This window comes from Pseudomonas sp. NFIX10 (genome assembly GCF_900111955.1).
Lineage (GTDB): Bacteria > Pseudomonadota > Gammaproteobacteria > Pseudomonadales > Pseudomonadaceae > Aquipseudomonas > Aquipseudomonas fluorescens_AA.
Genome location: NZ_FOKH01000015.1, coordinates 44,713 through 70,522, shown reverse-complemented (window position 1 = coordinate 70,522; position 25,810 = coordinate 44,713). Strand labels below are relative to the sequence as shown.

Annotated in this window: 22 protein-coding genes; 14 read left to right on the top strand and 8 right to left on the bottom strand. The window is 62.7% G+C overall.

The features are described from left to right. Nucleotides 1-87: 87 nt before the first annotated feature. From bioD to bioB, 5 genes are all read right to left on the bottom strand, one after another. The gene (bioD, locus tag BM321_RS15565) at nt 88-768 is read right to left on the bottom strand and encodes a dethiobiotin synthase (protein ID WP_092331291.1); all 681 of its coding nucleotides are present in this window, start codon (nt 766-768) and stop codon (nt 88-90) included. Then, the gene (bioC, locus tag BM321_RS15560) at nt 765-1,577 is read right to left on the bottom strand and encodes a malonyl-ACP O-methyltransferase BioC (protein WP_092443126.1); all 813 of its coding nucleotides are present in this window, start codon (nt 1,575-1,577) and stop codon (nt 765-767) included. The genes bioD and bioC overlap by 4 nt, the downstream gene beginning before the upstream one ends. Beyond that, nucleotides 1,570-2,301, bottom strand: a complete 732-nt coding sequence (locus BM321_RS15555) for an alpha/beta fold hydrolase (RefSeq protein ID WP_092443124.1) — start codon at nt 2,299-2,301, stop codon at nt 1,570-1,572. Before BM321_RS15555 ends, bioC begins: the two co-directional genes overlap by 8 nt. Beyond that, nucleotides 2,294-3,472, bottom strand: coding sequence for an 8-amino-7-oxononanoate synthase (bioF, locus tag BM321_RS15550; protein WP_092443121.1), 1,179 nt, complete (start codon nt 3,470-3,472; stop codon nt 2,294-2,296). Before bioF ends, BM321_RS15555 begins: the two co-directional genes overlap by 8 nt. A gap of 167 nt (nt 3,473-3,639) precedes the next feature. Then, the gene (gene bioB / locus BM321_RS15545) at nt 3,640-4,695 is read right to left on the bottom strand and encodes a biotin synthase BioB (protein ID WP_014340550.1); all 1,056 of its coding nucleotides are present in this window, start codon (nt 4,693-4,695) and stop codon (nt 3,640-3,642) included. A 90-nt stretch (nt 4,696-4,785) separates the two neighbouring features. On the opposite strand from bioB, the gene BM321_RS15540 reads away from it, so the two are divergent. The 5 genes from BM321_RS15540 (at nt 4,786) to rarD (ending at nt 10,589) form a co-directional block, all read left to right on the top strand. Beyond that, on the top strand, nt 4,786-5,526 hold the full coding sequence (locus tag BM321_RS15540; RefSeq protein WP_092443119.1) for a ComF family protein: 741 nt from the start codon (nt 4,786-4,788) through the stop codon (nt 5,524-5,526). A gap of 58 nt (nt 5,527-5,584) precedes the next feature. Continuing rightward, nucleotides 5,585-6,349, top strand: a complete 765-nt coding sequence (locus BM321_RS15535; protein ID WP_092443117.1) for a TOBE domain-containing protein — start codon at nt 5,585-5,587, stop codon at nt 6,347-6,349. A 67-nt stretch (nt 6,350-6,416) separates the two neighbouring features. Further along, a complete protein-coding gene (locus BM321_RS15530; RefSeq protein ID WP_092443115.1) occupies nt 6,417-8,318 on the top strand; it encodes a PhoX family protein in 1,902 nt (633 codons plus the stop codon). A gap of 186 nt (nt 8,319-8,504) precedes the next feature. After that, nucleotides 8,505-9,479 carry a serine/threonine protein kinase gene (locus tag BM321_RS15525; protein ID WP_060740323.1) on the top strand — a complete coding sequence of 325 codons (975 nt, stop codon included), beginning with the start codon at nt 8,505-8,507 and terminating at the stop codon, nt 9,477-9,479. A gap of 222 nt (nt 9,480-9,701) precedes the next feature. Continuing rightward, on the top strand, nt 9,702-10,589 hold the full coding sequence (gene rarD / locus BM321_RS15520; protein ID WP_092331311.1) for an EamA family transporter RarD: 888 nt from the start codon (nt 9,702-9,704) through the stop codon (nt 10,587-10,589). A 214-nt stretch (nt 10,590-10,803) separates the two neighbouring features. On the opposite strand, the gene BM321_RS15515 is transcribed toward rarD, so the two are convergent. After that, complete coding sequence (locus BM321_RS15515; protein WP_092443113.1) at nt 10,804-11,325, bottom strand: glycine cleavage system transcriptional repressor; 522 nt, start codon at nt 11,323-11,325, stop codon at nt 10,804-10,806. 429 nt (nt 11,326-11,754) lie between these two features. Here BM321_RS15515 and BM321_RS15510 point away from each other — a divergent pair, with 429 nt between their 5' ends. Next, nucleotides 11,755-13,932: a malate synthase G gene (locus BM321_RS15510; protein WP_092443111.1), complete on the top strand. Its 2,178-nt coding sequence runs from the start codon at nt 11,755-11,757 to the stop codon at nt 13,930-13,932. A 181-nt stretch (nt 13,933-14,113) separates the two neighbouring features. Here BM321_RS15510 and BM321_RS15505 read toward each other — a convergent pair whose 3' ends face one another. After that, complete coding sequence (locus BM321_RS15505; RefSeq protein WP_092443109.1) at nt 14,114-14,560, bottom strand: response regulator; 447 nt, start codon at nt 14,558-14,560, stop codon at nt 14,114-14,116. Nucleotides 14,561-14,819: 259 nt separating this feature from the next. Between BM321_RS15505 and BM321_RS15500 the strand changes: the two genes are divergently transcribed. From BM321_RS15500 to BM321_RS15465, 8 genes are all read left to right on the top strand, one after another. Further along, complete coding sequence (locus BM321_RS15500; protein ID WP_305882070.1) at nt 14,820-16,754, top strand: putative nucleotidyltransferase substrate binding domain-containing protein; 1,935 nt, start codon at nt 14,820-14,822, stop codon at nt 16,752-16,754. After that, nucleotides 16,751-17,458, top strand: coding sequence for a 3'-5' exonuclease (locus BM321_RS15495; protein WP_092443105.1), 708 nt, complete (start codon nt 16,751-16,753; stop codon nt 17,456-17,458). The genes BM321_RS15500 and BM321_RS15495 overlap by 4 nt, the downstream gene beginning before the upstream one ends. Before the next feature lie 224 nt (nt 17,459-17,682). Beyond that, nucleotides 17,683-18,207, top strand: coding sequence for an RNA polymerase sigma factor (locus BM321_RS15490; protein ID WP_092443103.1), 525 nt, complete (start codon nt 17,683-17,685; stop codon nt 18,205-18,207). Next, nucleotides 18,204-19,178: a FecR domain-containing protein gene (locus tag BM321_RS15485; RefSeq protein ID WP_092443100.1), complete on the top strand. Its 975-nt coding sequence runs from the start codon at nt 18,204-18,206 to the stop codon at nt 19,176-19,178. Before BM321_RS15490 ends, BM321_RS15485 begins: the two co-directional genes overlap by 4 nt. Nucleotides 19,179-19,423: 245 nt before the next feature. Continuing rightward, on the top strand, nt 19,424-21,862 hold the full coding sequence (locus BM321_RS15480; protein WP_092443098.1) for a TonB-dependent siderophore receptor: 2,439 nt from the start codon (nt 19,424-19,426) through the stop codon (nt 21,860-21,862). 218 nt (nt 21,863-22,080) lie between these two features. After that, a complete protein-coding gene (locus tag BM321_RS15475; protein ID WP_092443096.1) occupies nt 22,081-23,211 on the top strand; it encodes a PepSY-associated TM helix domain-containing protein in 1,131 nt (376 codons plus the stop codon). Then, nucleotides 23,208-23,387, top strand: a complete 180-nt coding sequence (locus tag BM321_RS15470) for a hypothetical protein (RefSeq protein WP_072405808.1) — start codon at nt 23,208-23,210, stop codon at nt 23,385-23,387. Before BM321_RS15475 ends, BM321_RS15470 begins: the two co-directional genes overlap by 4 nt. Before the next feature lie 194 nt (nt 23,388-23,581). Then, nucleotides 23,582-24,211, top strand: a complete 630-nt coding sequence (locus BM321_RS15465) for a glutathione S-transferase (RefSeq protein ID WP_092443094.1) — start codon at nt 23,582-23,584, stop codon at nt 24,209-24,211. 197 nt (nt 24,212-24,408) lie between these two features. Here the strand turns inward: BM321_RS15465 and creD are convergent, their stop codons facing one another. Continuing rightward, nucleotides 24,409-25,782 (bottom strand): cell envelope integrity protein CreD, encoded by a 1,374-nt coding sequence (gene creD, locus BM321_RS15455; RefSeq protein WP_092443092.1) that lies wholly within the window; start codon nt 25,780-25,782, stop codon nt 24,409-24,411. Nucleotides 25,783-25,810: the final 28 nt, after the last annotated feature.

Sequence of the window (25,810 nt, the reverse complement as noted above, 5' to 3'; positions counted from 1 at the left end):
GGCCATTGAATCAGAAGCCCAGGGAAAAGGCCCGACAAAAACACTAATGGCACAGTGCCGTGTCATAGGCAAAACCTTGGCGGGGTCTCAGTCCAGCAGATCCAGTTGCAGGTGTTCGGCCACGGCTTCGGCCGTCACGCTCTGGATCCGCGCCACCCTGCCCAGGCAGGGCGCCGGAAGTCGCTCGGCCAAGGTTGCCAGGTTTTCTTCCAGGCGCGAGGTGGCCGGGTCGATGATATTCGCGACCCAACCGGCAAGCTGCAAGCCATCACGGGCGATAGCCTCGGCGGTCAACAATGCGTGACTGATGCAACCCAGGCGCACGCCCACTACCAGAATCACCGGCAAGCCCAGCGCGATCGCCAGATCGGAAAGATTGTCCTGGCCGGCCAGCGGCACGCGCCAACCACCCGCGCCTTCGATCAAGGTGAAGTCGGCGCCCAGCGCCAGCACTTCGCGCATCGGGCCGAGTAGCGACTGCACCGTCAACGCAACGCCCGCTTCCCGGGCGGCCAGGTGCGGCGCTATTGCCGGTTCGAATGCCACCGGATTGACCTGTGCATAAGTCAACGGTACGGAGCATTCGGCCAGCAAGGCCAAGGCGTCGGCGTTGCGCAGGCCCTTGGGCGTCACGTCGCAGCCAGAGGCCACGGGCTTTCCGGCAGCCGTGCTCATGCCAGCCTGTCGCGCAGCATGTAGCAGGCCCGCCGCGACCGTGGTCTTGCCTACATCGGTGTCGGTGCCGGTAATGAAATAGGCCTTGCTCATAGCGGTTTCTCCAAAACGGCGTAGACCACCTGGTAAGTTGCCGGCAGCCCCTGGGCCTGACGAAACTGCTCATAGGCTTCAACCAGCGCGAGAATCCGCGCCCTGCCCGTCAAGCCACCGGGGCGACCAGGGTTCAGATTGTGGGCACCCAAAGCTTTCAATTCATGCGTCAGGTTGCGCACGTCAGGGTAATGCAACACATGAGGACGGTTTTCAAGACTGACGACATTCAGCCCGCTGGCCGCGCAAAGGTGTTGATACGTCTCGAACGCACGGAAACGGTTGACGTGTACCAAGCCATCCACCTGACGCCAGCTGTCGCGCAATTCGTACAAAGTGCCCACGCAGAGGCTGGTGAAGGCCAACACGCCACCCGGCTTCAACACACGATGGGCCTCGCTCAGCACCGTGGCGAAATCCGCGCACCACTGCACCGCCAGGCTGGAAAACACCAGGTCGCAGCTCGCCGCCTGCAAAGGCAGCCGCTCGGCATCACCGGCGACAAAGTACGCGGCGCCACCCTGGGGACGCGCATGGTTGAGCATGCCCTCGGCGATATCCAACGCCAGGCCGGTGCTCGCACCAAAACGCGCACCCAAGGCCCGAGTGAAGTAGCCGGTGCCGCAGCCCAGGTCCAGCCAACGTTGCGGCGAGAAAGAAGGCGGCAAGCGACCGAGCAATTGCTCGCCCACGTCGCGCTGCAGCTCGGCCACGCTGTCATAGCTGGTCGCCGCCCGGGAAAACGAAGCCGCTACCTGGCGCTTGTCGGGCAAGGCACCGGGCAATGGGGGGAGAGACAAATCAGTCATCACCGGACTCATGCAAAAAAACCTGGATCGCCGCCGCTACACCGTGAGGGTCCTCCAGAAGGAATCCGTGGCCGGCCTGTTCAATCAGACCGATTTCGACATCCGGCAGCAAGACCAGCAAATCACCCGCGGCCTCGGCCGGCACCAGGGCGTCGAGCCCGGCAAACAGATGCAGTTGCGGGCCTCGGAAACTCTGCAACGCAGCGCGGGTGTCCAATCGCGCCAGCAGTTCGAGCCCGGCCATCAATACTTCGGGCGAAGTGCTTGGCGCCCCGGCCGACAACAACCGCGACAACCCGCGTGGATCGCCGCAGCCCTGGGCACACAGCAGACTGAAACGCTTGAGGGTCTGGCGTGGGTCGGCCGCACAGCCGGCGAGAAAGCCATCGAACGTCTGGCCGTCCATCGCGCTCGGCCATTGCTCGTGGGCGACAAAGGACGGATTACTGGCCATGGTCAGCAAGCCACAGCAGCGCTCACCCCGGCGCGCCGCCAGCGCCGAAGCCAGCATGCCGCCCAGGGACCAGCCGCCCAGCCAGGTGTCCTGAGGCACGGTGGCGTCCAATTCTTCGAGCCATTCATCGGGGTCGCTCGATAGCAATGCCGGCAACGGCTCGATTTCCACCCGCAGATGTTCGTCGAGCCCTTGCAAGGCCGCCGCCAGCGGTTCCAGCGGAGAAACACCCAAGCCCCAACCGGGCAGCAAAATCAATCGATCACGCATGGCTTGGCTCCGGCCCCAACAGGGCAAAACACTCGGCCAGTGCATTCAACAATAGCTGCACCTGGGCCTCGCTGTGGGCGGCGGTCAGGGTCACGCGCAAACGAGCGCTGCCGGCCGGCACGGTGGGTGGGCGGATCGCCGTGACCATCAGCCCCCGCTCACGCAGCATCTGCGACAAGCGCATGGCCCGCCCCGCATCGCCCACCAGGATCGGCTGGATCGGCGTGAAGCTGTCCATCAATTGCAGGCCGATCTGCTCGGCACCCTGGCGGAACTGGCGGACCAGCACCTGCAGGTGTTCGCGCCGCCAATGCTCGTCGCGCAGCAGTTCAAGGCTCTTGAGCGTGGCGCAGGCCAGGGCCGGCGGTTGGCTGGTGGTGTAGATGTAGGGACGCGCGAACTGGATCAGGCTTTCGATCAGTTCCTCGCTACCGGCGACGAAGGCACCGGCGGTGCCAAAGGCCTTGCCCAGGGTGCCGACCAGCACCGGCACGTCGTCCTGGCTCAAGCCGAAATGTTCGACAATACCGCCGCCATGGGCCCCCAGCGGACCGAAGCCGTGGGCATCGTCGACCATCAGCCAGGCACCCCGGGCCTTTGCCTCACGGGCCAGGGCCGGCAGGTCGGCAATGTCGCCGTCCATGCTGAACACGCCGTCGGTGACCACCAGGGTATTGCCCGTGGCTTTCTCCAGGCGACTGGCCAGACTCTGAGCATCGTTGTGCAGGTATCGGTTGAAACGCGCACCGGACAACAGCCCGGCGTCGAGCAGCGAAGCATGATTGAGGCGGTCTTCCAGCACCGTATCGCCCTGCCCTACCAGCGCGGTGACGGCGCCGAGGTTGGCCATGTAACCGGTGGTGAACAGCAACGCCCGCGGACGCCCCGTCAGGTCGGCCAATGCTTCTTCCAGGGCGTGATGAGGGCTGCTGTGGCCGATCACCAAATGGGAGGCGCCGCCCCCGACTCCCCAACGTGCCGCGCCGGCGCGCCAGGCCTCGATCACTTGCGGGTGATTGGCCAGGCCCAAGTAATCGTTGTTGCAGAACGCCAGCAACGGCTGGCCGTCCACCACCACTTCCGGGCCCTGGGGGCTTTCGAGCAGCGGGCGCTGGCGGTAGAGGTTGTCGGCACGACGGGCAGCCAGGCGTGCGGCGAGATCGAAGGGCATGCAGGCCTCGGGGTGAACCGTTTATGGACGGAGTGAGATCCCTGTGGGAGCGAGCTTGCTCGCGATGAGGCCATGACATTCAACATCTCTGTCGGCTGTTATACCGCCATCGCGAGCAAGCTCGCTCCCACAGGGTCTTGCATTCCAATCAGGGGATCGGTGAGCAATCAGACAGCGGCGTTATAGAACTGCTCGCTGCTCTTCTGCTCCACCAGCGCCTGTTCGATCGCCGCCTGGTGCACTTCGTCGGCATGTTCTTCGCGGGCTTCGGGCTGGATGCCCAGGCGTGCGAACAATTGCATGTCCTTGTCGGCTTGCGGGTTGGCGGTGGTCAACAGCTTGTCGCCGTAGAAAATCGAGTTGGCGCCGGCAAAAAACGCCAGGGCCTGCATCTGCTCGTTCATCGCTTCACGACCCGCGGACAGGCGCACATGGGACTGGGGCATCATGATCCGCGCCACGGCAAGCATACGGATGAAATCGAACGGATCGATGTCTTCGGCATTCTCCAGCGGCGTGCCGGCGACTTTGACCAGCATGTTGATCGGCACCGATTCCGGGTGCTCCGGCAGGTTCGCCAGCTGGATCAGCAGGTTGGCGCGGTCGTCCAGGGACTCGCCCATGCCCAGGATGCCGCCGGAGCAGATCTTCATCCCCGAATCACGCACATAGGCCAGGGTTTGCAGGCGCTCGCTGTAAGTACGGGTGGTGATGATGCTGCCGTAGAACTCCGGCGAGGTATCGAGGTTGTGGTTGTAGTAGTCCAGGCCAGCCTGGGCCAGCGCTTCGGTCTGTTCCTGATCGAGACGACCCAGGGTCATGCAGGTTTCCAGGCCCATGGCCTTCACGCCTTTGACCATTTCCAGCACATACGGCATGTCCTTGGCCGACGGATGTTTCCAGGCCGCGCCCATGCAGAAACGGGTCGAACCGATGGCCTTGGCCCGCGCAGCCTCTTCGAGGACCTTCTGCACTTCGAGCAATTTCTCTTTATCCAGACCGGTGTTGTAGTGACCGGACTGCGGACAATATTTGCAATCTTCCGGGCAAGCGCCGGTCTTGATCGACAGCAGCGTGGAAACCTGGACGCGGTTGGCGTCGAAGTGCGCGCGGTGCACGGTCTGCGCCTGGAACAACAGGTCATTGAATGGCTGGACAAAGAGTGCTTTGACTTCGGCCAAAGACCAGTCATGACGCAGGTTGGCAGTGGTGCTGGCGCTCATGGGCATTTCCTTGATTATGCTTGGCTGGCGCCTGGGGCATGCAATACCCACAGGCGCGACACGGATGTTCGGCATATTTAAGGAAGAGTCATGCGCTGTCAACCACGATACAAGGGGCCGGTTTACATCTGGTTAAAAAACAAACAATTCTGCCTGTTATGTGGCGAAAATACGGATACCCCGCAGCCTATCTGCACCCCTTGCGAAAGCGAGCTGCCCTGGCTCGGCGATCAATGCAGCATTTGCGCCCTGCCACTGCCCATGGCGGGACTGCGTTGCGGCCAATGTGCCTCGCGGCCGCCGGCCTTCGAGCGGGTCCTGGCGCCCTGGGCCTACGACTTCCCGGTGGACAGCCTGATCACCCGCTTCAAGCATCAGGCGAAATGGCCCCTTGGCCGGCTGCTGGGCGAACTGCTGGCGCAATCGCTGCAACATCATTTCGACGAAGGGCTGGAGCGGCCCGACGCACTGGTACCGGTGCCACTGGCCACCCGGCGTTTGCGCCAGCGCGGCTTCAACCAGGCGGCACTGCTGGCCCGCTGGCTCAGTGGGCCGCTGGCGATCCCTTGCGAAGAAAACCTGCTGCGACGCACTCAGGACACGCCCGCCCAACAGGCCCTCGACGCCAGGGCCCGACGACAAAACCTGCGCCAGGCCTTTGCCCTCGCGCCCCAGGCAACGTTACGCAATCGTCACCTGGCGCTGGTCGACGATGTACTCACTACCGGCGCCACCGCCCAGGCCCTGGCCGTCCTGTTACTCGATGCCGGCGCCGCGCGGGTCGACGTGTATTGCCTGGCCCGCACGCCGAAACCCGGTGAACCGGCTTGACGTGCCGCACCCAAGGCGCCAACGTCCGTTCATCGACTTTTGCACGCGGTTTGCCTTCATGTCATTGCCCACGCTCCTGACCCAGCACATCGTTCGGCGACCACAACGCATCGCCCTGCTGCAGCACATCGCCGAACAGGGCTCGATCACCCGCGCCGCCAAGAGCGCGGGCCTGAGCTACAAGGCGGCATGGGATGCCATCGATGAGTTGAACAACCTCGCAGACCATCCGTTGGTGGAGCGCAGCGTCGGCGGCAAGGGTGGTGGCGGCGCCAGGCTGTCGGGGGAAGGTCAACGGGTGCTGCGCCTGTATCAGCGCCTGCAAGCGCTGCAGGCGCAACTGCTGGAAGCCAGCGAAGACGCCGGGGACCTGGGCCTGCTCAGTCGCCTGATGCTGCGCACCAGTGCCCGCAATCAATTGCATGGCAAGGTCCTGGGCATCGAGGCCCAGGGGCACAACGACCGGGTACGCCTGGAACTGGCCCGGGGCCTGGTCATCGAAGCGCAGATCACCCATGACAGCACGTTGCGCCTGGAGCTGGGTGTCGGCACCGATGTGGTGGCGCTGATCAAGGCCGGTTGGCTGGAATTACACCCCGTCGAACAAGCGGAAAAAACGGGGATCAATACGCTGCGCGGCGTGATCGAGCAGGTCGACGCCGCCGAAGACGGCCCCAGCGAAGTGCGCATCGGCCTGCCCAACGGCCAGACGCTGTGCGCCCTGGCCGAGCCGCTTGAGTTGCAAGGGCAGAACCTGGCAGTCGGCTCACCGGTGCAAGTGACGTTTTCAGCGACAAATGTGCTGCTCGGCACACCGCTGTAGCGCGCTGCAACAATAGTTTCATCGACCCGCTTTAAGGTGACTGCCAAAACCAGCAGGGAGCCTGATGATGAGCCTATTAGAAGAAAACCAATCCACCGACCTGGAAAAGATCGTCGGCCTGAGCCGGCGCCGTTTCATCAGCGCTGGCGCCCTGTGCGGCGCGGCGATGTTCCTGGGCGGCAACCTGCTGAGCCGCAGCGTGTTGGCCGCCGCCGTGAGCGAAGGCAACAGCCGGCTGCTGGGTTTCAACAGTATCGCCGCCGCCACGGCCGACACCATTACGCTGCCGCCGGGCTACAAAGCCTCGGTGCTGATCAGCTGGGGCCAGCCGCTGCAGAAAAATGCACCGGCGTTCGACCCCAGTGGCAATGGAACTGCCCGCGCACAGGAAGCGCAGTTTGGCGACAACAACGACGGCATGAGCCTGTTCGAATTCCCCGGTGACAAGAACCGGGCGCTGATGGCGATCAACAACGAATACACCAATTACCGCTACCTCTTTCCCCACGGTGGCCAGCCGCAGTCGGCCGAAGACGTGCACAAGGCCCAGGCCAGCGAAGGGGTGTCGGTCATCGAGGTCCAGCGTCGTCGCGGGCAGTGGCAGTTCGTCCAGGAGTCGCGCTACAACCGCAGGATCCACGGCAACACGCCGATTCGCCTGCGTGGCCCGGCCGCCGGCCACGACCTGCTGAAAACCAGTGCCGACAAGAGCGGCAAGAAAGTGCTGGGCACCTTCCAGAACTGCGCCAACGGCATGACGCCGTGGGGCACCTACCTGACCTGCGAAGAAAACTTCACCGACTGCTTCGGCAGCAGCAAGACCGACCTGCAGTTCGATGAGGCGCAAAAGCGCTATGGCGCCACCGTCACCAGCCGCGAGATCAACTGGCACCTGTACGACCCACGTTTCGACCTGGCGAAGAACCCCAACGAACTCAATCGCCATGGCTGGGTAGTGGAAATCGATCCGTTCGATCCAGAATCCACGCCGGTGAAACGCACCGCCCTGGGCCGCTTCAAACACGAAAACGCCGCCCTGGCACAAACCAACGACGGTCGCGCCGTGGTGTACATGGGCGACGATGAACGCGGTGAGTTCATCTACAAGTTCGTCAGCCGCGAGCGCATCAATCATCGCAATGCCAAGGCCAACCGCAACCTGCTGGACCACGGCACCTTGTACGTGGCGCGCTTCGACGCCGGCGACGGCAACCCGGACCATCCCAAAGGCAAGGGCCAGTGGATCGAGTTGACCCACGGCAAGAACGGCCTCGACGCCAGCAGTGGCTTCGCCGACCAGGCCGAGGTGCTGATCCATGCGCGCCTGGCCGCCAGCGCCGTGGGTGCCACCCGCATGGACCGGCCTGAATGGATCGTGGTCAGCCCGAAAGACGGCCAGGTCTATTGCACCCTGACCAACAACTCCAAGCGCGGCGAAGACGGCCAACCGGTGGGAGGGCCGAACCCTCGGGCCAAGAACGTCTACGGGCAGATCCTGCGCTGGCGCACCGACCGCGACGATCACGCCTCCAAGACCTTTTCTTGGGATCTGTTCGTGGTCGCCGGCAACCCGACGGTACACGCCGGCACGCCGAAAGCCGGGTCGTCCAATATCAACCCGCAGAACATGTTCAACAGCCCCGATGGCCTGGGTTTCGACAAGGCTGGCCGGCTGTGGATTCTCACCGACGGCGACGTCAGCAACACCGGGGACTTCGCCGGCATGGGCAACAACCAGATGCTCTGCGCCGACCCCAACAGTGGTGAAATCCGCCGCTTCATGGTCGGACCGGTGGGCTGCGAAGTGACCGGGATCAGTTTTGCCCCGGACCAGAAAGCCTTGTTCGTCGGGATCCAGCATCCAGGGGAAAACGGTGGCTCGACCTTCCCTGAGCACCTGCCCAACGGCAAGCCGCGGTCTTCGGTGATGGTGATTACTCGGGAAGATGGCGGGGTCATCGGCGCCTGATACTGATCGTTCCCACGCTCTGCGTGGGAATGCAGCCAGGGACGCTCCGCGTCCCAAAGCGTAACGCGGAGCGTCACATGAGGCATTCCCACGCAGAGCGTGGGAACGATCACCGATCAATCCAGGCTGCTTTGCGCTACCATGCTGTGCCGGACGCGGCCACCCTGCCGCTGCGCAGGAGTCAGCATGTCCCATCCGTTCGAAACCCTCACGCCCGACCTGGTGCTCGATGCCGTTGAAAGTATCGGCTTTCTCAGCGACGCCCGCGTGTTGGCCCTCAACAGCTACGAGAACCGCGTCTATCAGGTCGGCATCGAAGATTCCGAGCCGCTGATCGCCAAGTTCTATCGCCCCCAGCGCTGGACCAACGAAGCGATCCTGGAAGAGCACAGTTTTACCTTCGAACTGGCCGAATACGAAGTGCCCGTGGTGGCGCCGCTGATCCACAACGGCGCCAGCCTGCACGAACACGCCGGGTTTCGTTTTACCCTGTTTCCTCGTCGCGGTGGCCGGGCGCCGGAGCCGGGCAATCTCGACCAACTCTATCGCCTGGGACAATTGCTCGGACGCCTGCACGCGCTCGGGGCGACCCGGCCGTTCGAGCATCGCGAAGCCCTGGGCGTGAAAAATTTCGGCCACGATTCATTGGCCACCGTGCTGGCCAGCGGCTTCGTTCCCCGCAGCCTGCTGCCGGCCTATGAGTCGGTCGCCCGGGACTTGCTCAAGCGCGTCGAAGAGGTCTACGCCGCCACGCCCCACCAGAACATCCGCATGCACGGCGATTGCCATCCCGGCAACATGATGTGCCGCGACGAGGTGTTCCACATCGTCGACCTGGACGACTGCCGCATGGGCCCGGCGGTGCAGGACCTGTGGATGATGCTCGCCGGTGATCGCCAGGAGTGTCTGGGGCAACTGTCGGAACTGATGGACGGCTACCGTGAGTTCCACGACTTCGACCCGCGTGAACTGGCGCTGATCGAACCGCTGCGGGCCCTGCGCCTGATGCACTACAGCGCCTGGCTGGCGCGGCGCTGGGACGACCCGGCGTTTCCCCGCAGCTTCCCGTGGTTCGGCAGCGAACGCTACTGGGGCGACCAGGTGCTGGCATTGCGCGAGCAATTGGCGGCGCTCAACGAAGAGCCGTTGAAGCTGTTCTGATTGGCTTCAGCAGTCACCGCGCCGCCCTTGTGGGAGCGGGCTTGCTCGCGAAGACGGAGGAACATTCAATATTCATGTCGACTGAAGCACCGCTTTCGCGAGCAAGCCCGCTCCCACAGAGGGATCTGTGCCGGGGCCAGAACGCTCCCAAAGGTTCACAGCACAACCTGACAAATCTCCTTACAATCACGCCTTTGTTAGCTGCCTAAGCAAGGATTCTGCATGCAAGCCGCCAACCCGCGTCGCGGGTATATCCTGGGCCTGAGTGCCTACATCATCTGGGGTCTGTTCCCGATCTACTTCAAGGCCATCGCCAGCGTGCCGTCAGTGGAAATCATCATCCACCGGGTGCTGTGGTCGGCGCTGTTCGGCGCGGCATTGCTGCTGGTCTGGAAACACCCGGGCTGGTGGCGCGAACTGCGGGACAATCCACAGCGCCTGGCGATTCTCGCCCTGAGTGGGACACTGATCGCGGCCAACTGGCTGACCTACGTCTGGGCGGTGAACAACGAACGCATGCTCGAGGCCAGCCTGGGTTACTACATCAACCCGTTGGTGAACGTGTTGCTGGGCATGTTGATCCTGGGTGAGCGGCTGCGGCGCATGCAATGGCTGGCGGTGGGGCTGGCGGCCGTCGGCGTGGCGCAGCAGGTCTGGCAAGTAGGCAGCCTGCCATGGGTGTCGCTGGTGCTCGCGCTGACCTTCGGTTTCTATGGGCTGATCCGCAAACAAGCGCCAGTCAAGGCCTTGCCGGGGCTGGTGGTGGAAACCTGGATGCTGGTGCCGATCGCCATCGCCTGGTTGCTGTTCAATCCCGCGGCCACCAGTGCCCAGGCCGCGTTCTGGACCACCTCCGAAGCCTGGTGGCTGGTAGCAGCCGGCCCTGTGACCCTGGTTCCGCTGGTGTGCTTCAACGCCGCGGCCCGGCACTTGCCCTACACCACCCTGGGGTTTCTTCAGTACATCGCACCGACGCTGGTGTTGCTGCTCGCCGTGCTGCTGTTCGGCGAGCACCTGTCGTCCAGCACGCTGGTGGCGTTCCTGTTCATCTGGGCCGGGCTGGCGGTGTACAGCGTCGATGCGGTGATCAGCATGCGCCGGCGCAGCTGATCAAAAAACGCACAACCCCCTACAGGCCACGTCTGCCGTGGCCTGCGCTTATCCTTCCCAAGGTTATCCACAGCGTGATCCCCGCCGTTTGTGCACAAGCCCTTGAAAACTGTTGATTTTTTGATCATTGACCGCCGAGCCCCGGCGGGCCTGGGCTGGGGCCGGGTCTCTACAGGTTATCCACAGGCAGGCGCAGTTTTTCCTTGGATAACCTTCATTGCACTTCGTCGCTGAGCCTGAGTTCCACCATCAACTCATCGGCCAAGGTCTCCAGGCGTTCCTGCAAGGTCTCCAGCGACAGGGTCAAGGGCACGCCCAGGATCGCTTCGGCATGAAACAGCAGCTCACTGCTCATCGGTGCCGGCCGGACATGGGTCACCAGCCGCTCGACATTGACGCCCTGCTCGCTCAACAACCGGGTGATGTCCCGCACGATACCGGGACGATCGTTGCCCACCAGTTCCATGGTGATGGGTTTCCAGGTGCAGGACTGCTCAACGGCGCTTTCAGCGATCAATACGCGGATGCCATGGGCCGCCAGCCCCTGCAAGGCTTCGATCAATTCTTCATGGGCCTCGGCCGGGGCGCTGAAGCGCACGATCCCGGCAAATTGCCCGGCCAGGTGCGCCATGCGGCTTTCCAGCCAGTTGCCGCCATGTTCGGCAATGCAATCGGCGATGCGCTCGACCTGCCCGGGCTTGTCCGGGGCGAAGACAGTGATGACGAGGTGGTCCATGGCGCAGTCCTCTTGTTGATGGAAGGGACAGTATAGGCAGGACGCGCAAGTCAAGGAGACCGAGAAAATCGTGTACAAGTTTTAATATTTATCTGGAACAATCTACAGTCTTTTTGAGAACATCCGATACCGCGCCGTGACCGTACTGCTTTAGTCGGTCGCGGAACGACGCAATTAGTCTAATTTCACAACCGCAATTGATCATGTAGTATGCCGAAGCACGCACTACATAATTGCGATACCCCTGTTGTACCGATGTCTGCTTAAGGCCAGTCGCATCCCTGAAAAGCCCCGTCAGCAAGGCTTGAATACCCAGCCGCCAGCGATGGCATGTACTGGTTCCGGGGTTTGTGGTTTAAATGTCCCGAGGCTTCATTGTCAAAATCGAAGAGCTGAAAAGCGAAATAGCTGAGCAGAGTGAGGCAAGCAATGACTGAACACGTTCAAGTCGGTGGCCTTCGGGTCGCCAAAGTCCTGTTCGACTTCGTGAACAACGAAGCCATTCCCGGAACCGGCCTCACCGCCGACGCGTTCTGGGCCGGTGCCGACAAGGTCATCCACGACCTGGCCCCGAAGAACCAAGCCCTACTCGCCAAACGCGATGATTTCCAGGCGCGGATCGATGCCTGGCACCAGGCCCGTGCCGGCCAGGCCCACGACGCCGTGGCCTACAAAGCCTTCCTGCAAGACATTGGTTATCTGCTGCCAGAAGCGGCGGATTTCCAAGCCACGACCCAGAACGTCGATGACGAAATCGCCCGCATGGCCGGCCCGCAGCTGGTGGTACCGGTGATGAACGCCCGCTTCGCCCTCAATGCCTCGAACGCCCGCTGGGGTTCGCTGTACGACGCGCTGTACGGCACCGATGCCATCAGCGAAGCCGATGGCGCGGAAAAAGGCAAAGGCTACAACAAGGTGCGCGGCGACAAGGTCATCGCCTTCGCCCGCGCCTTCCTCGACGAAGCGGCCCCCCTGGCGGCCGGCTCCCATGTCGACTCCACCGCGTATAAGATCGTCGAGGGCAAACTGGTGGTCGCCCTCAAGGGCGGCAGCAACAGCGGCCTGCGTGACGATGCCCAACTGATCGGCTTCCAGGGCGAAGCCTCGGCACCGACTGCGGTGCTGCTGAAACACAACGGCCTGCACTTCGAAATCCAGATCGATGCCAGCACTCCCGTCGGCCAGACCGATGCCGCTGGCGTCAAAGACATCCTGATGGAAGCCGCGCTGACTACCATCATGGACTGCGAAGACTCGGTCGCCGCCGTCGACGCCGATGACAAGGTGGTGATCTACCGCAACTGGCTCGGCTTGATGAAGGGCGACCTGTCGGAAGAAGTCACCAAGGGCGGCCAGACGTTTACCCGGACCATGAACCCTGATCGTGTCTATACCGCTGTCGACGGCTCGGGCGTGACCCTGCACGGCCGCTCGCTGCTGTTCGTGCGTAACGTCGGCCATCTGATGACCATCGACGCGATCCTGGACAAGCACGGCAACGAAGTGCCGGAAGGCATCCTCGACGGCCTGGTCACCAGCCTGGCGGCGATCCACAGCCTCAACGGCAACACCTCGCGCCGCAACAGCCGCACCGGCTCGGTGTACATCGTCAAGCCGAAGATGCACGGCCCGGAAGAAGCCGCGTTCACCAACGAGCTGTTCGGTCGCGTCGAAGACGTGCTGAACCTGCCGCGCAACACCCTCAAGGTCGGGATCATGGACGAGGAGCGCCGTACCACGGTCAACCTCAAGGCCTGCATCAAGGCCGCCAGCGAACGCGTGGTGTTCATCAACACCGGCTTCCTCGACCGTACCGGCGATGAAATCCACACCTCCATGGAAGCCGGCCCGATGGTGCGCAAGGCCGACATGAAAGCCGAGAAGTGGATCGGCGCCTATGAAAACTGGAACGTCGATATCGGCTTGAGCACCGGCCTGCAAGGGCGCGCGCAAATCGGCAAGGGCATGTGGGCGATGCCGGACCTGATGGCCGCGATGCTCGAACAGAAAATCGCTCATCCGCTGGCCGGCGCCAACACCGCGTGGGTTCCCTCGCCGACCGCCGCCGCCCTGCACGCGCTGCATTACCACAAGGTCGACGTGTTCGCTCGCCAGGCCGAGCTGGCCAAGCGCGCTCGCGCTTCGGTGGATGACATCCTGACCATCCCGCTGGCCGTCAACCCGAACTGGACGCCGGAGCAGATCAAGAACGAACTGGACAACAATGCCCAGGGCATCCTCGGCTACGTGGTGCGCTGGATCGACCAGGGCGTCGGCTGCTCCAAGGTACCGGACATCAACGACATCGGCCTGATGGAAGACCGTGCGACGCTGCGTATCTCCAGCCAGCACATCGCCAACTGGCTGCGCCACGGCATCGTCACGCAAGACCAGGTGATGGAAAGCCTCAAGCGCATGGCGTCGGTGGTCGACCGCCAGAACGCCAACGACCCGCTGTACCGGCCGCTGGCGCCAGACTTCGACCGCAACATCGCCTTCCAGGCGGCGATCGAACTGGTGATCGAAGGCACGAAGCAACCTAACGGCTACACCGAGCCGGTGCTGCACCGTCGCCGTCGCGAGTTCAAGGCAGCCAATGGGTTGTGATTGAGCAGCCGTGACAACGAAAAAAGCCCTGATCGAAAGATCAGGGCTTTTTTATGCCCCAGTGGGAGCGAGCTTGCTCGCGATAGCGGTGTGGCAGTCAATGGCGATGTTGAATGTCAGGCCGCCATCGCGAGCAAGCTCGCTCCCACATTCGAATGACACCGGTCCTCGGCGCACGGTCTTAAAGATCCATCCCCAACTCATGCTTGACCAACCCCAGCAGCTTGTCGGTATCGATCGGCTTGAGCAGAAAGTCCACCACGCTCAAGTGCATCGCTTCGATGGCGTCCTTCACGTCGGCATCGCCCGACACGATGATGATCGGCAGCGCTGCCCGCTCGGACTCGCGCACCAGGCGGACCAGTTCCAGGCCATCGACATTGCCCATGCGCAGGTCGGTGATCAACAGGCCGATCGACGGCTTGGTTTCCAGCATCTTGAGCGCCGTTTCGCCGCTGGCGGCGGTCATGCAGTGGATCCCGTCCAAGGCCAGGATCTCCGACAACAGCTCACGAGCGTCCTTATCGTCATCAACGATCAAGACACGCTGCGGTGGCAGGTCAGGTTCCAACATGACGGCACTCAGCGCCTCGCGCTCGTCGTCACTCAAAATATCGTGGTCAGGCATGGTGCTCTCTACGTTCTTTAAATCGATCCCCTGGCACAGTGGTCAGACATCGTTCTGCGGCGCTTCAATGTGCACTTCGTCGGATTTTTTTCCAAGAACATTCAATGAAGATTTTTCTGACGCCTGACGTAAGACTTTTCCGTGAGTCCGACCCTTAGGCCGCGACCTAGACTTACGTCCAATGGGCACCCCGCGCTGAGGGGCCGACCATGGAGAACAGATCCGACCACAACAATTCGAATAAGACTGCGTAATGGCTATGAAAAAAGCGGACGCCTTCATCCAGGCAGGGAAAACCGCGGTGTTGCAAAACATCCAGGGGACGCTGCAATTTCTCCAGCGCTTTCCGCCGTTCAACCAGATGGAAAATGCCCACCTGGCCTATCTGGTGGAACAATGCCTGCTGCGTTTCTACGCCCCGGGCGACACCATCATCAAGCCGGCTGACGGCCCGGTGGAGCACTTTTACATCGTCAAGCAGGGCCGAGTGGTGGGCGAACGCCCGCATTCGGCCAAGGGTGGCACCGAGACCACCTTCGAGATCACCACCGGCGAATGTTTCCCCCTTGCCGCGCTGCTGGGCGAGCGGGCCACGCGCACCGAGCACCGGGCCGGCGAAGACACGTTCTGCCTGCAACTGAACAAACTGGCCTTCATCAAGCTTTTCGCCCTGTCCGCCCCGTTTCGCGATTTCGCCCTGCGCGGCGTCAGCAGCCTGCTCGACCAGGTCAACCAACAGGTCCAGCAGAAATCCGCGCAAGCCCTGGGCACCCAGTACTCCCTCAATACGCGGCTGGGTGAACTGGCGATGCGCCATCCAGTCAGTTGCAGCCCGCACACGCCGTTGCGCGAAGCCGTGAAACTGATGCACGAGCAGCAGGTCGGCAGCATCGTGGTGGTCAATGAGCAAAAAGCGCCGGTGGGAATTTTCACTTTGCGCGACCTGCGCCAGGTGGTGGCCGATGGTTCCGGGGACTTTTCCCAAGCCATCGTAGGACACATGACCCAGGCACCCTTCTTCCTTTCGCCGGACCACAGCGCCTTCGACGCGGCCATCGCCATGACCGAGCGTCACATCGCCCACGTCTGCCTGGTCAAGGACCAGCGCCTGTGTGGCGTGGTCTCGGAGCGCGATCTGTTTTCCTTGCAGCGCGTCGACCTGGTGCACCTGGCCCGGACCATCCGCAACGCCCCCAGGGTGGAAAACCTCGTGGCCCTGCGCGGCGAGATCGGCCAACTGGTGGAGCGCATGCTGGCCCACGGCGCGTCGTCGACCCAGATCACCCACATCATCACCCTGCTCAACGACCACACGGTGTGCCGCGTCATCGAACTGACCCTGGCCGACAAAGGCGACCCAGGTGTGCCGTTCAGTTGGCTGTGTTTCGGCAGTGAAGGCCGGCGCGAGCAAACCCTGCACACCGACCAGGACAACGGCATGTTGTTCGAAGCCCGGGATGCCGCCCATGCCGCGCAAATCCGCGGCCTGCTGCTGCCCATCGCCCAACAAATCAACCAGAGCCTGGCTCAGTGCGGCTTCACCTTGTGCAAGGGCAACATCATGGCCGGCAATCCCGAGCTGTGCCTGTCCCGCGCCGAATGGGCCCGGCGCTTCGCGTCATTCATTCGCGAAGCGACGCCGGAAAACCTGCTGGGCTCGAGCATCTATTTCGACCTGCGGGTGGTCTGGGGCGATGAGCAAGGTTGCGAGCAGTTGCGCCAGCAGATCCTGGGTCAAGTGGCCGACAATCGCCTGTTCCAGCGCATGATGGCCGAGAACGCGCTGCGTCATCGCCCGCCGGTGGGACGCTTCAGGGACTTCGTGCTGAGCCGCAAGAATGGCGAAAAGGCGACCCTGGACTTGAAAGTGCAGGGCCTGACGCCCTTCGTCGACGGCGCCCGCCTGCTGGCCCTGGCCAACGGCATCGAAGCCAACAATACCCTGGAACGCCTGCGACAACTGGTCGTCAAGGAAGTCATCGAACCGCTCGATGGCGCGGCCTATGAAGAGGCCTATCACTTCATCCAGCAGACCCGTATGCAGCAACACCAACGGCAAACCCGCGAGAACCTGCCCTATTCCAACCGCGTCGACCCCGACAGCCTCAACCATCTGGACCGACGCATCCTGCGCGAATCCCTGCGCCAGGCCCAACGCCTGCAAAGCAGCCTGACGCTGAGGTACCAGTTGTGAACCTGTTTTCCTGGCTGCGCCCGGCCCAGCCGACATTGCCCGACGCGCTGCAGCGGCGCCTGGAGCGCCTGCCCGCACCCTCGCCACTGGGCGAAGGCGACCTGCGGGAGCAACGCTGGGTCGTCCTGGACCTGGAAACCACCGGGTTGAACCTGAACAAGGACCAGGTGCTGTCCATCGGCGCGGTGGTCATCGAAGACGGTGCCATCGACTTCAGCCAGCAATTCGAACGTACTTTGCAGTGCGATCAGCAAAAGCTCGGGCCCAGTGTGTTGATCCATGGCCTGGCGCCCAGTGCCATCGCCGCCGGCAGCGCCCCGGCCGAGGCGCTGCTGGCGTTCATGGCGTTCGTGGGCGATAGCCCGCTGCTGGCCTTTCACGCGCCGTTCGATTCCCACATGCTCGGGCGCGCCTTGAAAGACCACCTGGGCTATCGCCTGCAGCATCCGTTCCTCGACGTGGCGGACTTGGCCCCGATGCTTTGTCCACAAGCCAATCTACGCAAGTCCGGCCTGGACGAGTGGATCGACTGGTTCAAGCTGCAAGTCTTCGACCGCCACAACGCCAGCGCCGACGCCCTGGCCACAGCGGAGCTGGCGCTGATCCTGTTCAGCCGCGCCCGCCAGCAACAGATCCACAGCCCGCTTGACCTGCAACAGCGCCTGGGCCAGTGGAAACGGCGGCAGCAGGCGCCTTCGCTTTAAAAGATGAACACACTACCTGTGGGAGCGAGCTTGCTCGCGATGGCGCACTGTCCGTCGGCATTGATGTTGACTGACCTGCCGCTATCGCGAGCAAGCTCGCTCCCACACAGACCCGGCCTCAATTTCCTGACCTACACCGCCCGACCAGCGCCAATTGCTTTCCCGCCCCCGCCTCTGCCACAATCGCGAACAATTCTCGTTACTTAAAACATCGGTGATGCTCCGTGTCGTCAGTTCCTAGTGTCCGGTCTCACAGTGATTTGGTTGGTGCGTTGTACCGTGACCATCGCGCTTGGCTATTGGCATGGCTGCGGCGCAACGTGGCGTGTGCGCACCGGGCGGAAGACCTGAGCCAGGACACTTTTGTGCGCTTGCTGGGACGCGAGGACCTGAAGGCGCCCCGCGAACCCCGGGCGTTTCTGGTGGCCATCGCCAAGGGCCTGTTGTTCGATTATTTCCGTCGAGCGGCATTGGAGCAGGCTTACCTCACCGAACTGATGCTGATCCCCGAGGCCGAGCAGCCTTCGGTGGAAGAACAGCAAATCATCCTGGAAGACCTCAAGGCCATCGATCGCCTGCTCGGCAAACTGTCGAGCAAGGCCCGCGCAGCCTTCCTCTATAACCGCCTCGACGGCCTCGGCCACGCCGAAATCGCCGAGCGCCTGGGGGTTTCGGTGCCGCGGGTACGGCAGTACCTGGCCCAGGGCATCCGGCAATGCTACATCGCCCTGTACGGTGAACCGACATGAGCCAGGCCCATGCCAAGCCGGTCTCGGCCAGCGTGCTGGATGCCGCCATTGCCTGGCAGTTATCGTTGGACGCGAGCAGCCCCCAGGAGCATGAAGCGTTCGCCCGCTGGCACGCCGCCGATGAAGAACACGCCCGGGCCTGGCGGCAATTGGGCATGCTCGACCAGCGCTTCAGCGTGGCCAACGGGCCGGCACGGGCGGCGCTGCTGCAATCGCGGGTGAGCATTCGCCGGCGGATACGCAAGCTCGGCAGCGGCCTGGCCAGCGTTGTCGCGGTCATCGGCCTGGCGTTGTTTGCCAGTGAACGTTACCTGCCACTGGATTACTGGCTGGCCGATCAGCGCACCGCGACAGGCGAGCAACGCACCCTGCGCCTGGCCGACGGCACGGTGATCAACCTCAACACCCACAGTGCGCTGGACGTGCGTTTCGATGACAAGCAGCGCCGTATCGTTCTGCAGGAAGGCGAAATCCTGGTGGAAACCGGCCACGACGACCCGCGCCCGTTCATTGTCGAGACCCGCGAAGGCCGCCTGCGCGCGTTGGGCACACGATTCCTGGTCAAGCGTGAAGACGAAGGCACGCGCCTGAGCGTGTTGAAATCCGCCGTGGCGGCGCATCCCCAGGCCACGGACAGCGAACAGATCCTGCGCGAAGGCCAGCAAGTGCTGATGCGCCGCGACGGCCTCGGACCGACCGTTGCCCTGAACCCCGGTGCCGATGCCTGGACCCGCGGCATGCTGGTGGTGGACAACGCCCGCCTTGAAGACCTGGTCCATGAGTTGGGGCGTTACCGGCGCGGCTACCTCGGTGTCGAGCCACGAGTGGCCGATCTGCGCATCACCGGCAGTTTCCCGCTGCACGACACCGACCTGGCCCTGGCCGCCCTGTTGCCGACCTTGCCGGTGCAGGTCGGATATCACACGAAGTGGTGGGTGGTCGTGGAACCGAGGAGCGGGGCCAAGCCCTGAGGGATGTTGTGTCAGGCAGGCCGCCTTCGCGGGCAAGCCCGCTCCCACAGGGGAATGGCGGCGCACACAATATTGCGGGCGACCCGGTCAATGTGGGAGCGAGCTTGCTCGCGATGAGGCCATCACTGACACAAAGCCAGCAACCTGCAAAACGAATCTAAATTATTTTCATCCAGCCCTATCACTTTTCGATTTTCATCCGGCACCCAGGCAATTGAGAAATATTTCCATTCAGGAGCCGCCGTATGTCCCGCCCGCTAGACACCCTGTTGCGCCCCAGCCTGTTGGCCGTTGCCATTGCCTTCGCCGTCCCGTTGACCAGCGCCCCGCTGCTGGCCGCCGAACAAGCCACGAGCGTGCGCACCTACAACCTGCCCGCCGCGCCCCTGTCCAGCACCCTGAACCAGATCGCCAGCCAGGCCGGCCTCGCGCTGAGCCTGAATCCGTCCCTGGCCTCGGGCAAGAACTCGGCCCCGGTCCAGGGCCAGTTCGACGCCACCGGCGCATTGCGCGAGGCCCTGCGCGGCACCGGCCTGCAACTGGAACAAAGCAGCGCTGGCACCTACAGCCTGGTGGCCGTACCTGAAGGTGTCATGGCCTTGCCGGAAACCAGCGTGATCGGTGCCGGTCTCAGCGAAACCGCGTGGGGCCCGACCGAGGGCTACGTCGCCACCCGCACCGCCGCCGGCACCAAGACCGACACGCCGATCGTCGAACTGCCGCGCTCCGTCTCCGTGGTCACCCGCCAACAGATGGAGGACCGTTCTGTCCTCAACCTCAATGACGCCCTGCGCTACACCGCCGGCGTGCAGAGCAGCGGCTACGGCTCGGATTCGCGCAACGACTGGCTGCTGGTTCGCGGCTTCGTGCCGACCCAGTTCCTCGATGGCCTGCCGTTGCCCAAGGGCAACTACATCACGCCAAAAATCGAGCCCTGGAACCTGGAGCGCATCGCCGTGCTGCGCGGCCCGGCCTCGTCGGTCTACGGCCAGACGCCACCCGGCGGCATGCTGGACATGGTCAGCCGTCGCCCGCAAGCCGAAAGCAGCCATGAAGTCGAGCTGCAGGCCGGTAGCTACGAACATAAGCAGATCAACTTCGACAGCACCGGTAAGGTCGATGACGAAGGCCAGGTCCTCTATCGGCTCAGCGGCACTGTGCGCGACAGCAACTCCCAGGTCGACCACATCCCGGACAAGCGCTACAACCTCGCGCCGAGCCTGACCTGGAACATCAACGACGACACGCGCCTGACCTTCCTGTCCCAGTACACCCGCGACGACACCGGCATCACCGGGCAATTCCTGCCGTTGCAAGGCACCAAGCTGTCTTCGCCGGCGGGCAAGATTTCCCACCACAAGAACCTCGGCGATCCGGATTGGGAATTCTACGACCGTACCTACTACGCCCTCGGCTATGCGTTCGAACACCGTCTGAACGACACCTGGCAGTTCCGCCAGAACCTGCGCTACACCAAGAGCGACCTGCAAACCCAGGGCATCTCCGCTGGCGGGCAATTCTGGCCGGCGGGGCCTGACGAAGCAGTCAGCGCCGATGGCACCATCAAGCGCAGCGCCAGTGTCATTGACGAAGACATCAGTCAGTTCGCCGTGGACAACAACTTCCAGGCCGACTTCCAGACCGGCGCCCTCAGTCACACCCTGCTGCTGGGCCTGGATCACCAGCGCTCCAACAGCAATTCCCGTTGGCTGTGGGGCTCGACCGGCGTGCCGACCAGCAACATCCACAACCCGATCTACGGACAAGACTTCTCCAACGTCCAGTACTTCACCATGTACGACTACAACCAGAAGACCAACCAGACCGGCCTGTATGTCCAGGACCAGATCGCCCTGGACAACTGGCGCCTGACCCTCGGCGGCCGTGAAGACTGGATTCACACCGGCACCGAATTCCACAACCAGAACAACGTCACCAACACCCAGCGCGACAAGAAATTCAGCGGCAATGCGGCGCTGAGCTACGTCTTCGATAACGGTGTGACGCCCTACATTTCCTTCGCCCAGTCGTTCCAGGCGGCGGCCGGTTCAACCGTCAACAGCACCGAAGCATTCAAGCCGACAGAAGGCGAACAGTACGAAGCCGGCATCAAATATCAACCGCCGGGCACCAAGACCTTGCTGACCGCCGCGGTATTCGACCTGACCCAGAAAAACAACTCCGTGACCGAAAACAACGTCACCCGCCAAGTGGGTGAAGTCCAGGTGCGCGGCCTGGAACTGGAAGCCTCGGGCGATGTGACCGACAACCTGAAGCTCATCGGTTCCTACACCTACAACGACAGTGAAATCACCAAGGGTACCGCAGCGGAAAAAGGCAAGCGCATGGCCCAGGTGCCGCGCAACCAGGCCACCGCCTGGGCGGACTACACCTGGCACAACGGCCCGCTGGATGGCTTCGGTGTCGGCGCCGGTGTGCGGTATGTCGGCGACACCTACGGCAACACCACCAACACCGACTGGGGTCATGTCGGCTCCTACACCGTATACGACGCCTCGGCCCATTACGACCTCGGGCGTTTGAACAAGACCCTTAAAGGCGTCACGGTGGCGGTGGACGCGAAGAACATCTTCAACAAGGACTACCTGTCCACTTGCGATGGCTTCTACTGCTATTACGGCGACCAACGCAACGTCGTCGCCAGCGTGAATTACAAATGGTAAACGGTTAGCATTTGCAAAACCTTTTTGAGGGCACCTGTACCCGAGACCTGTCAGTCAAATGAAATCCCTGTGGGAGCGAGCTTGCTCGCGAAGACGGCATAACAGTCGACATTGATGTTGTCTGTCACACCGCTTTCGCGAGCAAGCTCGCTCCCACAGGTTTCGCGGCTTGACTGACGGGGCTCAGGCATCGAGGCCCTCTTGCATTCGGATCGCTCATGAAAAGCAAAACCATCCGCCGCTGGTCCTTCGTCCACACCTGGACCAGCCTGATCTGCACGGTGTTCCTGCTGATGCTGGCGATCACCGGGCTGCCGTTGATCTTCCACCACGAAATCGAACACTTGCTGGGCGACGCTCCCGAGTTCCGGCAGATGCCTGCCGACACGCCACACCTGGACCTTCAGCAGTTGGTGGAAAAGGCCAAGGCCCATCGTCCGGGTGAAGTGGTCCAGTATTTTGGCTGGGACGAAGACGAGCCCAACGGCATCTTCACCATCATGGCGCCGACAGCGGACACCGAGCCCAATTCCTCCCATACCTTCATGCTCGACGCGCGCACCGGCGAGGCGCTGGAAAGGCCCTCGGCCAATGGCGGTTTCATGATGGTCATGCTGCGCCTGCACGTGGACATGTTCGCCGGGCTACCGGGCAAGTTGCTGCTGGCGTTCATGGGGTTGCTGTTCGTGATTGCCATCGTTTCCGGGGTGGTCCTGTACCTGCCGTTCATGCGCCGGTTGAAGTTCGCCACGGTGCGCCAGGACAAATCCACGCGCCTGCGCTGGCTCGACCTGCATAACCTGATCGGTGTGGTGACGCTGGTCTGGGCGCTCACCGTGGGCGTCACCGGCGTGATTGCCGCGTGCGCCGACCTGATCATCGCCGCCTGGCGCAACGACAGCCTCAGCGCCATGGTCGAACCCTATCGCAACGCCCCGCCGCTGACGCAATTGGCCCCGGCTACCCGCTTGCTCGACATCGCCAAGGAGGTCGCGCCGGGCATGGAGCCCAGCTTCATCGCCTTCCCCGGCACGTTGTTTTCCAGCCAACACCACTACGGCGTGTTCATGAAAGGCAGCACCCACCTGACCTCGCATTTGCTGACGCCGGTATTGATCGATGCCAGCACTCTGGAGGTCACCGCTGTGGCCGAGCGGCCGTGGTACATGGACGTCATGAGCCTGTCTCTACCGTTGCACTTCGGCGACTACGGTGGCCGGCCGATGCAGATCTTCTGGGCCACCCTTGACGTGCTCACTATCATCGTCCTCGGCAGTGGCGTTTACCTGTGGCTGGTGCGGCGTAAAGCGGCCAAGCGTGCAACGGTCGGCACGGAGGTCGCCTCGTGAGGCCACGGCAATCGAGTTTCTGGAAAGTGTTTGGTATTCCCGTGGTGATTGGCGCACTGAGCGCGGCGGGGTTGTTTTCAGCGTTGCTGGGCGATGGAGCGTGGGATGCAGTGGCCTGGGTCGGCCTGGGGATTCCAACGGTACTGGGAGTCTGGGGATTGCTCAAGCGCGGATAACCCGGCCAGGCATGAAACCTGTGGGATCGGGCTTGCTCGTGAAGACGGAGTGCCAATTTCAGTGACTTGTCTGACGTACCGCTTTCGCGAGCGAGCTCGCTCCCACATGGGAATCGAGTCAGGCTATCCGCTGCTCGCCAGCCGTCCCGGAACTGTCTAGGCTAAGCCCCTGGCCGTTTATCGAGGATACCCGCATGTCCACCCCCAGCATGACGCTGTTCCACAACCCCGCTTCGCCCTTCGTTCGCAAGGTCCTGGTGCTGCTGCACGAAACCGGCCAGCAAGACCGCGTGGCGTTGCAGCTCAGCCAACTCACACCGGTCAAGCCGGACCGCGCGCTGATCGAAGACAACCCGTTGAGCAAGATCCCGGCGCTGCGCCTGGCCAACGGGAGCGTGATCCATGACAGCCGGGTCATTCTCGATTACCTCGACCACCAGCATGTCGGCAACCCGCTGATTCCCCGGGACGGCGCGGCCCGCTGGCGGCGCCTGACCCTGGCCTCCCTGGCCGATGGAGTCATGGATGCGGCGGTGATGATCCGCTACGAAACCGCGCTACGTCCTGTGGAAAAACACTGGAACGAGTGGCTCGATGCGCAACGGGACAAGATTCGCCGGGCCCTGGGCCTGCTCGAAGCCGAGGCGATCGCCGAACTGGCCAGCCATTTCGACGTGGCCTCCATCAGCGTGGCCTGCGCCCTGGGCTACCTGGACCTGCGCCATCCCGACCTGGAATGGCGCAAGGCCAACCCGCAATTGGCGGCTTGGTTTGCCGAGGTGAGCTTGCGGCCTTCAATGATTGAAACAGTGCCCAAAGTCTAGTTCTGCGCTGGCTGCACCGGCCCCATCGCGAGCAAGCTCGCTCCCACATTGGGTTGCTTTGCCTGGACGACCGGCATCTCCTGTGGGAGCGAGCTTGCTCGCGATAGGGCCACTGCGGTCCAGCGGAAACAATCCGGCAATCAGCGCCACCAACATCGCCCCCTCCCGCTGATCCTCACGCAACCCCAACGACCGGCTCATTTCACCTCTCCCAGTTCAAAACTCATCGCAGCGGCCGGCTTCGACCCCACCCTGTACCAGTCCAGCTTGCGGGTCAGCACCATGAACACGCCCAGCAGGCCGAACAGCAGCAGCGACCCCATCAGCAGTGCATAGTCCTCCGCGCTCAACAGGCCGTAGAGCAAACCGTACAACCCCGCCAGCCCAACCGAAAACCCCAGGCCGTGGCTCACACTGCGCAACACATGGCAGACATAAAACCCGATCAGCACGACACAGGCACTGGCCGACACCAGGTATGCCAGGGTGAAGCCGATGTGTTCCGACAGCGACAACAACAGCAGGTAGAAGAACGCCAGCGCCACGCCCACCAAGGCGTACTGGACCGGGTGGACGGCCAGGCTCTTGAGCACTTCGAAGAGAAAGAAGCCGGCGAAGGTCAGGGCAATGAACAGCAGCGCATATTTGATCGCCCGGTCGCTCTTGAGGTACTGGTCCACCGGGTCGATGAAGCTCACACCGAAGGCCCGGCTGCGGAACGCTTCACAGCTATCGCTCGGCTCGCAGGCTTGTAATGTTTCCAGCAGGTTGGTGGAGAAAAACGACGTCTGCCAGTCGGCACTGAAGCCCTGCTCATTGATCTCGCGATTGCTGGGCAGATAGTTGCCAATGAAGCTCGGGTGCGGCCAGTCCGCCGACAAGTGCACTTTGGTGGATTTGCCCACCGGCAGAATCTGGAACTCGCCAGTGCCTTGTAGGCGCAGGTCAAAACCGAAGGTCAGCTCGGGACCGCCCTGGGCGGTGATCATCGGCAGCGGCACATGCACACCCTGCCCCAGCCAGCCAAGCCGCGAACCGGGCAGGAAGTCGACGGTCTGCTGGTTCAGTGTCAGGGTCAGCGCGTTCTCGATGCCACGAATATCGCTGATGCCAACGCTCAAGTACGGTTCGTCGAAGCGGTAGTCGGCAAAGTCCTTGGCGGCGACGCCATAGCGCTCAGGCACCTTGAAGCGGCCATCGATCCGGTTATCGGCGTGGAACATCCGCGCTTCGTAGATACCCCGGGCACGGGTTTCGGTACGCACCTGGCCGTCGAGCTCGAATTGCTCCGGCAAAAAATACAACTCGCCCGTTCGCTCGACGGTTTCCAGGAAACGCACGCCGGTCTTCTCGTTGGTGTTCCAGACCTTCACGCTCTTGCGAAATGGCACCACGATCATCGGCCCGATCAATTGCTGGCTGTAGCTGGAGCTGCGGGCGATGTCCTGCAGCACACCGTCGCGCAATTCCTGGCGCTCATCGATGAGGCCATTGATCATCAACAGTGGAATCATCAGCAAGAGAATCAAGAGGGCGATCATGCCCAGTTTAATGGCGAGGCTGCGGTTCATGTGGGGCTCTCCCTGTTTGAATGAGGGA

Excerpts from the sequence above, each read along its gene's own strand:
- bioD (WP_092331291.1), bottom strand. The coding sequence starts at position 768 with ATGAGCAAGGCCTATTTCATTACCGGCACCGACACCGATGTAGGCAAG.
- bioC (WP_092443126.1), bottom strand. The coding sequence starts at position 1,577 with ATGACTGATTTGTCTCTCCCCCCATTGCCCGGTGCCTTGCCCGACAAG.
- BM321_RS15555 (WP_092443124.1), bottom strand. The coding sequence starts at position 2,301 with ATGCGTGATCGATTGATTTTGCTGCCCGGTTGGGGCTTGGGTGTTTCT.
- bioF (WP_092443121.1), bottom strand. The coding sequence starts at position 3,472 with ATGCCCTTCGATCTCGCCGCACGCCTGGCTGCCCGTCGTGCCGACAAC.
- bioB (WP_014340550.1), bottom strand. The coding sequence starts at position 4,695 with ATGAGCGCCAGCACCACTGCCAACCTGCGTCATGACTGGTCTTTGGCC.
- BM321_RS15540 (WP_092443119.1), top strand. The coding sequence starts at position 4,786 with ATGCGCTGTCAACCACGATACAAGGGGCCGGTTTACATCTGGTTAAAA.
- BM321_RS15535 (WP_092443117.1), top strand. The coding sequence starts at position 5,585 with ATGTCATTGCCCACGCTCCTGACCCAGCACATCGTTCGGCGACCACAA.
- BM321_RS15530 (WP_092443115.1), top strand. The coding sequence starts at position 6,417 with ATGAGCCTATTAGAAGAAAACCAATCCACCGACCTGGAAAAGATCGTC.
- BM321_RS15525 (WP_060740323.1), top strand. The coding sequence starts at position 8,505 with ATGTCCCATCCGTTCGAAACCCTCACGCCCGACCTGGTGCTCGATGCC.
- rarD (WP_092331311.1), top strand. The coding sequence starts at position 9,702 with ATGCAAGCCGCCAACCCGCGTCGCGGGTATATCCTGGGCCTGAGTGCC.
- BM321_RS15515 (WP_092443113.1), bottom strand. The coding sequence starts at position 11,325 with ATGGACCACCTCGTCATCACTGTCTTCGCCCCGGACAAGCCCGGGCAG.
- BM321_RS15510 (WP_092443111.1), top strand. The coding sequence starts at position 11,755 with ATGACTGAACACGTTCAAGTCGGTGGCCTTCGGGTCGCCAAAGTCCTG.
- BM321_RS15505 (WP_092443109.1), bottom strand. The coding sequence starts at position 14,560 with ATGCCTGACCACGATATTTTGAGTGACGACGAGCGCGAGGCGCTGAGT.
- BM321_RS15500 (WP_305882070.1), top strand. The coding sequence starts at position 14,820 with ATGAAAAAAGCGGACGCCTTCATCCAGGCAGGGAAAACCGCGGTGTTG.
- BM321_RS15485 (WP_092443100.1), top strand. The coding sequence starts at position 18,204 with ATGAGCCAGGCCCATGCCAAGCCGGTCTCGGCCAGCGTGCTGGATGCC.
- BM321_RS15480 (WP_092443098.1), top strand. The coding sequence starts at position 19,424 with ATGTCCCGCCCGCTAGACACCCTGTTGCGCCCCAGCCTGTTGGCCGTT.
- BM321_RS15475 (WP_092443096.1), top strand. The coding sequence starts at position 22,081 with ATGAAAAGCAAAACCATCCGCCGCTGGTCCTTCGTCCACACCTGGACC.
- BM321_RS15465 (WP_092443094.1), top strand. The coding sequence starts at position 23,582 with ATGTCCACCCCCAGCATGACGCTGTTCCACAACCCCGCTTCGCCCTTC.
- creD (WP_092443092.1), bottom strand. The coding sequence starts at position 25,782 with ATGAACCGCAGCCTCGCCATTAAACTGGGCATGATCGCCCTCTTGATT.